The 13,585-nt window shown below is 38.8% G+C and carries 9 protein-coding genes; 4 read left to right on the top strand and 5 right to left on the bottom strand.

Annotation, left to right across the window (positions count from 1 at the left end; all coding sequences use genetic code 11):
• Window positions 1-21 precede the first annotated feature (21 nt).
• From GM418_RS24330 to GM418_RS24320, 3 genes are all read right to left on the bottom strand, one after another.
• A complete protein-coding gene (locus GM418_RS24330; RefSeq protein ID WP_217447588.1) occupies window positions 22-3,405 on the bottom strand; it encodes a TonB-dependent receptor in 3,384 nt (1,127 codons plus the stop codon).
• Between the two features lie 93 nt (window positions 3,406-3,498).
• The gene (locus tag GM418_RS24325; protein ID WP_158869794.1) at window positions 3,499-4,536 is read right to left on the bottom strand and encodes a FecR family protein; all 1,038 of its coding nucleotides are present in this window, start codon (window positions 4,534-4,536) and stop codon (window positions 3,499-3,501) included.
• A gap of 160 nt (window positions 4,537-4,696) precedes the next feature.
• On the bottom strand, window positions 4,697-5,290 hold the full coding sequence (locus tag GM418_RS24320; protein ID WP_158869793.1) for an RNA polymerase sigma factor: 594 nt from the start codon (window positions 5,288-5,290) through the stop codon (window positions 4,697-4,699).
• A 202-nt stretch (window positions 5,291-5,492) separates the two neighbouring features.
• Between GM418_RS24320 and GM418_RS24315 the strand changes: the two genes are divergently transcribed.
• From GM418_RS24315 to GM418_RS24305, 3 genes are read left to right on the top strand one after another with little or no spacing between them, the layout of a single operon-like run.
• Window positions 5,493-6,533 (top strand): agmatine deiminase family protein, encoded by a 1,041-nt coding sequence (locus GM418_RS24315; protein WP_158869792.1) that lies wholly within the window; start codon window positions 5,493-5,495, stop codon window positions 6,531-6,533.
• Window positions 6,534-6,535: 2 nt separating this feature from the next.
• On the top strand, window positions 6,536-7,420 hold the full coding sequence (locus tag GM418_RS24310; protein WP_281350195.1) for a carbon-nitrogen hydrolase: 885 nt from the start codon (window positions 6,536-6,538) through the stop codon (window positions 7,418-7,420).
• A gap of 2 nt (window positions 7,421-7,422) precedes the next feature.
• On the top strand, window positions 7,423-7,911 hold the full coding sequence (locus GM418_RS24305) for a hypothetical protein (RefSeq protein ID WP_158869791.1): 489 nt from the start codon (window positions 7,423-7,425) through the stop codon (window positions 7,909-7,911).
• 102 nt (window positions 7,912-8,013) lie between these two features.
• On the opposite strand, the gene GM418_RS24300 is transcribed toward GM418_RS24305, so the two are convergent.
• Window positions 8,014-8,205, bottom strand: coding sequence for a cold-shock protein (locus GM418_RS24300; protein WP_158869790.1), 192 nt, complete (start codon window positions 8,203-8,205; stop codon window positions 8,014-8,016).
• A 375-nt stretch (window positions 8,206-8,580) separates the two neighbouring features.
• Between GM418_RS24300 and GM418_RS24295 the strand changes: the two genes are divergently transcribed.
• The gene (locus GM418_RS24295) at window positions 8,581-9,972 is read left to right on the top strand and encodes a sulfatase family protein (RefSeq protein ID WP_158869789.1); all 1,392 of its coding nucleotides are present in this window, start codon (window positions 8,581-8,583) and stop codon (window positions 9,970-9,972) included.
• Window positions 9,973-10,044: 72 nt separating this feature from the next.
• Here the strand turns inward: GM418_RS24295 and GM418_RS24290 are convergent, their stop codons facing one another.
• Window positions 10,045-13,530: a PPi-type phosphoenolpyruvate carboxykinase family protein gene (locus GM418_RS24290; protein WP_158869788.1), complete on the bottom strand. Its 3,486-nt coding sequence runs from the start codon at window positions 13,528-13,530 to the stop codon at window positions 10,045-10,047.
• Between the last annotated feature and the right edge of the window lie 55 nt (window positions 13,531-13,585).

The raw sequence follows: 13,585 nt of genomic DNA, 5'->3' as shown, positions 1-13,585 counted from the left end.
TGTTCTTCAGTTTAAATCTGGTTAAAACTTAACATTTACACCTAAGGTTACTGTGGTTGGTTTTGGATACTGGAAGAAGAAAATATTCTGTCCCCACTGGTCACCGCCCCACGATGTAGCTTCAGGATCATAGCCTTTAAAATCTTTTGAATGAATTACAAAAAGGTTGTCAACGTTTGCATAAACTCTGCAAGAGCGCAATCCGGTTCCCTTTAACAATCCACCATCGAAAGTATAACCTAACGAAATCAGGTTTCCTCTCAGGAACGAACCGTCGCAAACCCAGTGATCGTCAACTTCTGAATTCTGGCCATTTAATGAGGCATTACGAATTTGCTGAACCATTGTATTTTGATTTTCTTCAGTCCACCCGTCATATAAAATAGTTGAAAGACCATTGGCATAACCTGTCCTGTCTTCTGTTGAATGAAAGAACTGTTGCATAATATCAACTCCCAGTGTAAACTGGAGATCCACAACCAGATCGAAATTTTTATAGTTAAAACGGTTGATAAAGCTACCTGTAAAATCAGGAAGACCTTTACCTATAATTTCTCTTTCAGCTGTACGTTTTGCAACACCGGGAACAGCACCAACAGCAGCAGCTTCTTCGGCTTCATCAGTACCCCAGGTACCTAATCTGCGGTAGCCGTAAAACGAGCTCAGTGATTCACCAACACGAAGAATCGTCTGGCTACCTGAAACCCACCACGGACCAGGAAAAATATCTTCATCGTTTTCACCCAGTTTTTCAATACGGTTTTTGTTGTAGTTCATGTTCAATGTGCTTTCCCAATTGAAATTGCTTTTTTGGACATTTCTGGTTGTTAATAAGAAATCAATCCCCTGGTTGGAAACCGAACCAATATTATCCATTACCGATTCGAATCCTGTAGAATGTGGCACCGGGCGTCCCAACAATAAATCGCTGGTAAGTTTGTAGTAATAATCAATTTCCAATGATACTTTCTGGTTGAAAGCAGTAATATTCATTCCCACATCAAATTGTGAGGTTTTTTCCCATTCAAGATCAGGATTGGGCAAACGGGTTACTACATTATAGTTCGCCCTTTCGTTATTTAACAATACCGTACCGCCGGAAATCGTTGCCAACGAACGATAGGTTCCCAATTCGGTGCTACCGGTAACACCGTAACTGGCTCTTAGTTTCAGGAAGTCAATCCAGGAGACTGAGCTCATGAATTCTTCGTTTGATGCAACCCAGCCTAAACCTGCAGACGGGAAGAAACCATATTTATTGTTATCTCCAAAACGTGATGAACCATCCGCTCTGGCGGTAACAGTTGCCATGTATTTGTCTTTGTAAGAATAACCAAAACGGAAAAAGTACGAGTTCATCGACCATCTTTCATAAGATGAACCAGGCGCACTTGGATCGCTCGCTGCACCTACGTTATTGTACTTGAAAAAATCATCGGAAAATCCTGAAACATTAATAGTATTCTGACGGTAAACACGTTCCTGCCAGCTTAAACCAAGTACTGAATTGATACGGTGATCTCCAACTGTTGTGTTATAGGAAAGATAAGTTTCTTCCTGCCAGTACATGGTTTCGTAGTCGTTTACATTTGCCCATGCATTCGGATAAGAAATATTCAACAAATCTTTTGGACTGTATTCTTTGTTCTGGCGGATGTGATTATCAATACCAAACTGTGTTTTCAAATCCAGTCCGGGAAGAAGGTGAAAATTCAGAAATGTATTTCCAAAAAATTGGGTACGGTTTCTCAAACGTTCCTGTGTTTTTAACACGTGAACAGGGTTGGCCATTCCTTCCAAACCAAAGTTGCTGGTACTTGAACTGCTACTCCAACTTCCATCTGGAAATTTAACAGGCATAATCGGAACCATCTCAATCATAGAACGACGTGGCATCTGATGACCACCGCCTTCCTCAATCTCATTTTCCCAAACCTTGTTAACCAGCATGTTGATACCAAAGTCGAGCCATTCTGTGGGTTGTGCATCGTAAGCAATCTTTGCATTTACACGTTTCATCCAGGAATTCAGCATAATGCCCTGATTATCTGAATAATTAAGAAAAGCACCTACCGATGATTTTTCATTTCCCTGCTGAACACTAAACTGATGATTATGAGAAACAGCTACTCTGGTTGCTTCGTCCTGCCAATCTGTATCATACAAAGGGTTTCCATTGGCGTCAAATAAATTCGGGTCGGTAAAGTCGATGGCAGGTTCACTTCCCGGTTCGTAGTCTTTGTATTTCGGAGCATTTTCATACCCTCTTTTAATTACTTCCAACCATTCCTCAGCATTCAGCAAATCCATTTTTTTACGAATTTTACCAACGCTTACATAGCCATCGTAACTAACAACAACATCGCCGTTTTTGGCACCTCTTTTTGTAGTAACAAGAATAACCCCATTAGCACCTCTTGCACCATAAATAGCTGCTGAAGAAGCATCTTTTAACACTTCAATACGCTCGATATCGTTGGGGTTAACAAGATGGAAATCTTCCATTACAACACCATCAACAACATAAAGCGGATCTGTGTCTGTTTCAATTGAGTTTACTCCGCGGATAATAACTCTTGTGCTTCCTGTTGGCGAACCGGAATTGGAGAAGATGTTAACCCCTGCTACTTTACCTTTCATACCCTGAAGCGCGTTAAACGAAGGTTTTTCCAAAATATCCTCAGCATTTACCACACCTACTGAACCAGTAATATCTGATTTCCGCTGAACACCATAACCAATGGCAACAACTTCCTCGATACCAATTGCATCAGTGCGCATCGTAATATTTATCTCAGATTGATTGTTAACCGAAACTTCCTGAGTAATCATTCCTACAAAGGAAAACACAAGCGTTGCATCGTTCGGAATATTCGAAATGGAAAAATCTCCGTCAAAATTGGTTACTGTTCCGTTGGTAGTTCCTTTTATCAAAACAGTTACCCCCGGAAGTGGTTGTCCCATATCGTCGGTTACGTTTCCTGAAACAGATGACGGCTGTTTTGCCACACTGTTTATGATTTTTTTGTTCGAAAGTACAACCTGACGATCAAAAACCGCATAGCTGATATTTGTCCCGTTTAATAAATTATCGAGAATTACTTCAATTGTTTTGTTCTCTACATTGATATTTACTTTTTGGTCAACATCAATAAGATCCCTGTTGTAGAGGAAGAAAAACTCTGATTCATCTTCGATCATACCCAAAACGGTTTCAAGACTTTCATCCTGCATTTTTAACGATAGTCTTGTTGCCTGCGAATACGATTCCACAGCTGCTACCTGAAGTAAGCCGAGGAAAAAACAAAAAACAGTAAATCGTAACATTCTAATGATTTTTTTAAAGGCAGTGTTTCCGGAAGGCTGAAAACCTGACGGTACCTTTAGTTTTAGAAATTTTTTCATAAATTTACATTTGATAGAGTGAATAAATTATTAATTGATCTCGCTCTGCAAAGTCGACAGGAAAGTGCTGGTACCATTTTCCTGTTTTTGCATCTAATTATTTTTCAGTGTCATATGTACTATCTTCTTTTTTAAAATTCCGTTTGCATCAAATTCTCTTTTGTCGATGCTGTATTTTATCGGTGTTGTTAACGCTATTAACCGCAAAACTTCTTCCAGAGGCTCATCTTTAAATGTAGCTTTAAAGCGGTAACTTTTTAATGTTTCATCTTCAACAATAATCTCTGCATTATACCACCTTTCTATTCTTGATAAAACCTGTTCCAGCGACTCATTATCAATTACAAGAAATCCGTCTTTCCAGGCTGAAAACATTTCAGCATCAACCTCTTCAACATTTAGCACTCTTGTTTCACGATTAAAAATTGCCCGTTTCCCAGGTGTCATTGTATGATTAAACTTTCCGGCTTTCCCACTTATTTCAACTTTTCCTTCTGCCAGAACAACTTCGGTTTGGCTATCAGCAGCATAGGACAACACATTAAACTTTGTACCTAAAACTTTAACGTCAAAATCGGGAACATCCACTGTAAAATCGGAATTTGCCAGATGTTTCACTTCAAAGTAGGCTTCGCCTTGTAACTGAACTTCTCTGTTTTGTTCAAACACCGCAGGAAACTTTAGTTTTGAACCGCTGTTAAGCCAGCCTGAAGAACTATCCGGAAGAAAAAACTCAACGCGCGCTCCTTCGGGGGCATTTATTTCGACCCAGCCTGAATTTAGCAGATTATTATTATCGGGGCGAACAAGATAGTAAAGTAAAAAAGCAAAAACCGGTATCAGTAAAACAGCTGCCGCCTGCCGGTATAATTTATAAAAATTAAAACTTCTTTCTTTTTTATTATCCTCAAGTAAAATCTTGTAATGAATCTTTTCAAAAATATGGTCAAGAGATTTCCCTTCATCAGACTCTTTACGGTTTATCTCATCCCATTCAACCGACAACTCTTCTTTAAATCCCGGAAAATCCTTTACATTATCGAACCACTCCTTAACGCTCAGATAATCATTATAAGAATATTTTCCTTTCGAAAAGTTTTTTAAAATATGTAAATCAAAATTCTCTTTCATTCTTACTAATTAAAGAAGGAGTGCTAAATTTAAATAACACTTCCTTCTTTATTTAAACTAAACTAAATCTACATTTTGCTACCAATGTGTTTTTCAAACACTGGTTATATCCCTAACAACAGAAAATCCCCAGTCGGAAAAACAAAAAAAATCAAAAAAATTATTTATCTATGAATAAGTAAAAGAAGATGAGCCCTTTAACGCTTAACTCTTCAAATTCTTTTTTTAAGAATTTCATTGCTTCTGTAATATGATATTCTACCGTTTTGGGTGTAATAGAAAGTTCTTCAGCAATTTCTTTTAATGATTTCTCCTCTATTTTCTTTTTTATAAAAACCTGTTTCCTTTTGTCAGGCATTTCTTCAATTAATTTATCCAGCTTGTCCAGTAAGAGTTGAAAATTGTTCCGGTTGTCAAAATTTGTTGCTTCTCTTGAGAATTCCAATAGAATTTCGTGTTTGATGCCATTTACTTTTGACAGCTTATTAAAATATTTACGAACGGAATTGAAAGCAATGGTAAAAATATAAGACTGAAAGGAAGTATTTGTCTTTAACTCCTTCCTGTTGGCCCAAACCTTTGTAAAGACCTCCTGCACAACATCTTCAGCAGCTTCTTTTGATTTCAGATAGCTTAACGAAAAACGATACAAAGGCTGACTGTAGCGTTCAAATATTTTCTGAAAAGAATCATGATTATCTTTCCTGATACCTGAAATAAGTTCGGCCTCGGTATATGTTTTAACGACTTTCAACTGGTATGACTATAACTTAATTTGGTAAAAAAGGCTGCAAATTTAATTCTGAATGGCAAAAATGAAAACTTTTCCCGTTTAAAAAAAACACAAAAATCATAATAAAAAAAGGAGTGCCTTTTCTGTAAACTTTTAAAGATATTTCATTCTTTTAAATTATAATTTTGACAAATATTTATCTTATGTATTTATAAAAAACTAAATGGAGAAAGAAAATAGAAAAAGACTTCCGGCAGAATGGGAAAAACAATCGTTTTTACAACTCACCTTTCCACATAGAAACAGCGACTGGGAATATCTTCTGGATGAAGTCTCCACCTGTTTTGTCGACATTATTAAAACTGCGGCAAAATTTCAGGATGTGCTGGTGGTATGCGACGATGTGAGCCGTGTAAAATCGTATTTTGACAAGCCGGAAAATATTTATTTTATTCAGGCAGAATCAAATGATACCTGGGCTCGTGACCATAGTGGCATTACAGTTCTTGAAAGCAATGAAACTGTTATACACGATTATATTTTTAATGGCTGGGCTCAAAAATTTGAAGCAGAACTTGACAATCAAATTACAAAAAAGCTATTTGAAAAAAGAATTTTTGGAAATTGCAGTTTACAAAGTTTTGATTTTGTTTTGGAAGGTGGCTCCATTGAGAGTGACGGAAAAGGAACAATTCTTACCACTTCAGAATGTCTGCTTTCAAAAAACCGGAACGAACAATTCACACAAAAAGAAATTGAAAATATTCTGAAAAAAGATTTTGGCGCCAACCGGATTTTATGGTTAAATCACGGTTATCTGGCCGGAGATGATACAGATTCACACATCGACACACTGGCACGGTTTTGCAATGAAAATACAATTGCCTATGTTGGATGTAACAATCCGGACGATGAGCATTTTGAAGCATTGCAAAAGATGAAAAACGACATGCAACAATTCACCCGGCCCAACGGTAAGCCTTACGATTTGATTGAACTGCCTATGCCGGGTGCCTGTTATGATAGCGAGGGAGACCGTTTGCCCGCAACCTACGCCAACTTTACCATTATAAACAATGCTGTTCTGCTTCCGGTATACGGTGTCGGGGAGGACGAAATTGCTGTAGAAATATTAAAAAAATGTTTTCCTCAAAAAGAAATAATACCATTAAATTGCAGCGTATTAATTGAACAGCACGGCTCGCTGCATTGTATAACAATGCAATACCCGGAGCCGGTAAAACTGAACAAAGAAAATTTTTGAAAATGAAAAGAATAAAAGCCGGATTGGTACAACAAAAATGTACCGGGAACAAAAGTGAGAATATTGCTAAAAGTGTTGAAGAAATAAAAATATGTGCATCGCAGGGTGCTGAACTTGTTGTATTGCAGGAATTACACAGCAGTCTTTATTTTTGCCAAACGGAAGATACTGATATGTTTGACCTTGCCGAGACGATTCCAGGCCCCGCCACCGAATCCTTTTCAAAAGTAGCCAAAGAAACCGGAGTTGTTTTGGTTACTTCACTCTTTGAAAAACGGGCTGCCGGACTGTATCATAACACCGCTGTAGTATTCGAAAAAGATGGTTCAGTTGCCGGTATTTACAGGAAGATGCATATTCCTGATGACCCTTCGTATTATGAAAAATTCTACTTTACTCCCGGCGATCTCGGTTTTAATCCGGTTAAAACATCACTGGGAAATCTGGGCGTACTCATTTGCTGGGATCAGTGGTATCCGGAAGCCGCACGTTTGATGGCTTTGGCAGGAGCAGAAATTCTGATTTACCCCACAGCAATTGGTTGGGAACCGTCGGATACACAAGAAGAAAAAGCAAGACAGCTGGGAGCCTGGATGATTTCGCAGCGAGGACATGCTGTTGCCAATGGCTTGCCCGTTATCAGTGTAAACCGAACAGGGTACGAAGGCGATCCTTCAGGAATTGGAAATGGAATTACATTTTGGGGAAACTCGTTTGTTGCCGGTCCTCAGGGAGAAATTATTTACCAGTTTTCTTCAGAATATGAACAGTCGGAAGTGGTTGAAATCGATTTGTCACGCTCGGAAGATGTTCGTCGAATATGGCCTTTCCTGCGTGACAGGAGGATTGACGAATATGACGAAATTGTAAAACGTTACCGCGACTAAATATGGATTACGAAAAACATGAACGACCAGCCGAAAGTCTTCCCATATACAAAAAAGGAAAAGAAATTTTTGACGTTGTACACCAAATCAGTGAACTGATACCGGAAGACAACGAACACCTTCAGTTTATAAAAGGAAATATGCTAAGTGACGCTGCTCAGCTTACGGTAAAAGTAGCAGGTGCAGAAGGTGGTGATCTCTATGATATCAGAATGGAAGCCGCCGCCATAATACGAAAAGCTGCCCGTGACCTGATGGTTTCAAATCATTCTCTGGAAATGTTTGGTTTTGAAGACGTTCAGTATTTCGACATCGTTAGAGAATTAATTGAAGAATACAGATTGCTTTTTATTGAATGGGTGGAAAGCTTTGATAAATGGAACTATATAAAAGACGATTGGGGCTTGTTTAACCCGCCAGGTGTGGGGCCTTTAGACAAAGATCCGGATGACGACATTCCTTTTAATCCCGATGACTTCTTTGAAGATTAAATATATTATCCGTTTATTTTATCAATTTCTAAAATAGATTGCATAAAAAAGGTCTCGCTTTACAACGAGACCTGAAACTCTTAAATGTATTACTATTTTAAACTAAGCCAGTTTAACATTTACGGCATTTAACCCTTTTCTTCCTTCTTCCAAATCAAAAGTTACTTCATCGCCTTCTCCAATATTGTCTTTCAACCCACTTGAATGAACGAAATACTCTTTTGATGATTCAGAATCTTTAATGAAACCAAAACCTTTTTGTTCATTAAAAAATTTTACTGTTCCTTTATTCATGATATTCTTAAATTTGTTGGGCACAAGGTACGTTAAAAATGCTGATTTTAGTAAAAAAATTGAAGACAAATAAAGAAAATCCCTAAAGTTGACTATCCCCGTGGCAGAACCAAGGAGTATTTCGCCAACTTTATTTTCAGCAACAATGCTGAAAAGTCAGATTTTCTTTATTTCACCCCTCTGTCATCCACCATCTGGCCGATGACATCTCCCCTGATTTCAGGGGAGAATATAAGGTAACCCCGAGGCAAAGCCCCGGAGAATTATTTGATTAAAATTTTATTATATAAACTATTCATTGTAACAATCCTGAAATTAATAGTTACATTCTAAATCAAATCTCCTATTTTTGAGTAAATTCTTTAATTAACCAACATGAAACAAAAACTTCTATTATTTGCTCTTTTTATATCAACGTTATTTTCAATTGTTTCCTGCAACAGTTCAACAAAAGAACCGGAAGAAAAAAAACAGCCCAACATTGTCATCGTTTTTTTGGATGATTCGGGCTATTCCGATTTTTCACCTTTTGGTCAGAAAAAAATTAAAACACCAAACGTAGAAAAACTTGCAGAGGAAGGAATAACGTTTACCAATTTTTATGTTCCGCAGGCAATCTGCTCTGCATCACGCTCAGCTTTAATTTCAGGATGCTACCCGGGCAGGACTAAAGTGTTTGGAGCGCACGGTCCTACAGAAAGAGGGCTTGAAACCAATTTCCCAACCATTGCAGAAGTATTTAAAAAAGCCGGTTACAGCACAGCCGTTTTCGGAAAGTGGCATTGTGGAGACCAAGCGGAAACCCGCCCTGCGGCCCGTGGTTTTGATGAAAGTTGCGGATTAATGTATTCCAACGATATGTGGAAACATCATCCTGAAAATCCGGAATATTGGGGACGTTACCCGCTTCAGTTTTGGGAAAATAATAAAGTAACCATTGAAGATGTTGATTTTGATGACCAAAAAATGCTGACAAAATGGTATACAGAACATGCTGTTGATTTTATAAACCGGCACAAAGACGAACCATTCCTGTTATATGTTCCGCATAATATGGCGCATGTACCACTTTTTTGCAGTCCTGAGTTCGAAGGAAAATCGGGAGTTGGGTTATATGGTGATGTTTTGCTTGAACTCGACTGGTCGGTTGGTCAAATAAATACGGCTTTAAAAGAAAACGGAATTGATAAAAATACGATTGTCATTTTCACATCAGATAATGGTCCGTGGATTTCATACGGGAATCACGCAGGAACCACACCTTTCCGCGAGGCCAAAGGAACGTCATTTGACGGGGGAACACGTTCAGCATGTATTGTAAAATACCCTGATGAATTAGCCGGAAACCAAAAATCGACGAACACATTTCTAACCATCGATTTTTTACCGACCTTGTGTAAGTTAGCCAATGTGTCGTTGCCGGAAACTGAAATTGACGGCCGTGATGTGTGGGACCTGATTGCAGGAAAAGAAAACGCAACAAACCCGCATGACTATTATGCTTTCTCCAATGGTTCAGAATTTCAGGCAATAATGAGTGGCGATGGAAAATGGAAAATGCATCTCCCGCATGATTACAGAACGCTGGATTATGCTGCAAATGACGGCATGGCAGGAAAATACAAACAAACCAAAATTGAATTGTCGCTTTTTGACATGGAAAATGATCCTTATGAAACAACAAATGTTATTGAAGCTCATCCCGATATCGCTGAAAAACTGATGAGTTTCGCCGAACAGCACAAAGCAAAATTTTATTCAGAATAAAAAGATCTCAAATGAAAAAAAGAGCCGTTCAGAATTTAATGAACGGCTCTTTTTTATTAAAAGCTTTCCCGTTTATTTTTTATATAAAGGATCTGCTCCAATTGTTCCAACCAGTTCATTCAGGTACTGTTTGGATTCAACATGCGCCAGTAGCTCTTTTGCCTTTTTCAGACGCCCGTTAATGTCCATTTCCAAAACCAAGGATTTATTCTGTTTGTTTGCTTTAAATATTTCGAGATATTCAATCTGAAATTTATAAAAAGCAATCTCTTTTTCCTGTTTAATTTTCAGGCGCTCTTTATACCACTCTGTTTTGATCACCTCATCGCGTTCAAACATCTTACGCAATTCCGGTTCATTAATATCCATTCCTTCATAATGCCCATAGGCCATAACATGCAATAATACTTTCAGCGGCGGAATGGCAGCCTCCACACTTCCGTCTTCGAAGTAAGGCAGCGCGGCACGTTGCATCGCTTCTGTAATATTGTTTATTCCGTCCACGTACTCTTCCATGCTCTGTAATTCAGGTTTTAGCATACGTTCGTTAAAAACAGCCAGCGGCTCATCAAACAAACGGTTCATACAGCGAAAAGCAAAGTTTTTTGTAATACGGTACCCCAAACGGCTGGCCAGAACTTTTTTACCCTCATATTCAAAATCCTCCAGTTTTTCGAGGCATTCATTTTCAATCAGTTTTTTTGCATCACGATCTTCAGGAACCAGGCGCGCCCAAATTTCAGGAATCAAAATACTGATGTCATGGTCAAATCGATTTTCGGAACCGATGTATCCGGCGGCACTGCTAAACCCCTGGTATTCGGTTAAAATGTAAGAAAGTAGCGCATTATTTAAATCGGTGGTTGGAACCAGCATATTAAAAGGCCCTTTGGTAAGTGCGCCCTCCAGACCTGCTCCTGTTGTTGAAGGTGATTTTCCGGTAATGCTTGCAATAAAATCCATAAATAATTCCGGCAACTCCTGATAATGAATCGGATTGTAAACACTCAAGGGGCGAATACCACCTTCTTTATCGGCCGGATTATTTCTTCTTCCGGGAAGAACCGCATTAACAGGCCAGTGAACCGGGTCTTGTGGTTTTATTTTTCTGAATAATCTTACACCAACCTCGGCCAGATAGCTGTCCATTGTTTCTTCCTTAAATATATTTCGTTGCAGATAACGCGGATTTTTTGTCGGCTCACCGTCCACAATCCGCGGATGAGAAGGCGTAACAAAATAACAATTGCCACTACCCCGCGCAACTTTTCTGATAAACTCTTTAACAGGTTTTGTATACTTTTCAAAAGTAATCACATCATCCAAAAGCTCCTGTGCGTTTTCTTTTGTCAGAGGTTCGTAATTGGTAAGGAAAGTATTGTTATCCACAATCTCCTTTTCAGCTTCCTTGTCATAACCACGAATTACCGCCTCATCGGGCCGTTGAAAAAGATAACTTTCACAATTGGCCACCAGTTTCTGACTTGGATTTCCAAACTCTTTATTCAGATTTTTCAGCTGTTTGGCCGGCAAAGTTATAGTGGCTGAAATATCATCTTCGGTTTGAATTTTTAAACTCGGGACAAAATCAGAACGCAACTTATGGATATACCAGCGACCCTCCTGGTTGAATCCGATTCGCACATAACTTGCTGTAATAGGCTGGTGTTTATAGCGCAAAACATTTCCCGGACGACCATTCACGATTTCCACGTTAAACAGTTCTTTCCACTTTAATCGCCTCTCCTCATTGCCTCGATAGTGACGTTTGACAAACAAAGCCAGCGTACGAACATTCTCCGGTATTTCTGAAAGAAATTTATTGTATTTATCACTGTACTGGCCGGAAGGAGTAAGCAGCTTAACAGCAGAGCCTAATGTTCGTTCCTTGCTCAGAAACGACCTTGACGGAGCGGCATCGGGGCGAATATTTTTCCACCTGTCGGAATAATCTTTATTGATTATTTCATCCACTTTATTTTCCGCATCCTCTAGGTTTTCAATATAAAAATAACCATACTTAATAGCATTTTGCATCGACTTTGAAATTTCCGATTTTCCACCTCCGGAGACTGTACTTGGTTTATGGCAGAACATACCTTCCGGTGCCGTATCAATGATCCGCCACATTTGCTCAGTGGGGTGTTTTACCAACTGAAACTTATGGCCCGTTGGATGAACATACACTTTCTGAGGCGACAATTTCAGGCTAAATTCTTTGTCTTTATAAGTCCAGTAAACACTGGTCTGTTCAATATCAATATCCGCATTTTCAGGAATATAAACAATATCGCTGTATTTTTTATCAATGGCATAATTGCCTCCCTGTAAATCAATTTTATCCGCCAACAGCTTTTTAACTTCCTCAAACTTGTAGGGAGCATCAAACTTCTTAGTGAAGTTGGAACCAAATACCTTATCGCTCATGTTACCACGCGGAAAAGCAATAGCTCCCCCTGAATGTTCTTCCTCCACCAAACCATAAAGGTTTGCAGAATAACTGATTTGAGTTTTCACCTCCTTTTTTGAATAACCGTAATAGTTATCTGCTATCAAAGTCACAACCACTCCCTTCTCGTTGCGACAGGTGAGTTTAAAAGCTGTTCCGTCGTTGTACAGTTCGTTTTTATCTTTCCAGCACATGCCGTCCTGCTTTTGACGTTCCGATGCGTCATCATAATGTGGCAGGCCAACATCTTTCTTTTTTAATTTAGTGAGTTGTGGAGCCAGTATTACGCATCCTGTATGGCCGGTCCAGTGTTCAACATCAAGCGCAGCATCATTTACAGCCAAATTATGGTCGCCGGCATTTCCAAAAATAGTCTCAACAAAATCCAGATTACTCACAAGCGTACCTGGTGCAAAAAAACGAATCTCCATACTTTTCTCACTGATGACTCCCTTTACCTCGGGACAAACCACAGGGCGAAGCAAAAGTGAAACCATAACTTTTGCCTTTTCATTCTGATTGGCAGTAAAAGGCAATAACATTAAATCGTCCGAAGGATGCAAAGCTTCATGTAACAAATGCGCAAAAGTAATCTTAGGTACTTCTTTTTTATCCAGGGGGACAGGTAAGCCGCCACGTACAATATGAAAAGTCCCCTTTGTAGTTCGTTTGTCGCTTGCAGGATTATTCAGAACACCCTGTTTTAAACGGTAAGAACTTAACAAATCGCTTTTAAATTCCTTGCCATTCGGAGGCAAACTTAGTTCTCTTGCCATTCCTCTTTGATTTAAAACGAAGGTGTCGGAAGGCAAGCGAAAATCCTTATCAAACTGTATTTCCTTCAAATAGTCGTCAATAAAATTTTGAATCCTCGTATCTACCGGGGAGAGATGTCCTTCCAAAAGCCTCGATTTTTCCTTAAAACTGTTAATCAGTCCCTCTGTTAAGGCCTGAAACTTTGAATTTGCATATTTAGTTCCTGCATCAGAATCGTCGTAAAAAAAGGGCTGCCCCAGCGAAGCAAGTTGAAGGTTGATATATTGAATCATATCCCTTCTGTCGCGTTTACTCTTTTTGAATGCGAGTGCTGTCTTTTCTATTTTATCCATTTTTGCAATAATTTACTAGTCATATTCAAATTTAAAAAATACAAAAAAGAAAAAA

The sequence above is a fragment of the Maribellus comscasis genome (assembly GCF_009762775.1).
Lineage (GTDB): Bacteria > Bacteroidota > Bacteroidia > Bacteroidales > Prolixibacteraceae > Draconibacterium > Draconibacterium comscasis.
The sequence above is the reverse complement of the archived record's forward strand: the minus strand, read 5'-3'. Positions and strand labels throughout refer to the sequence as shown.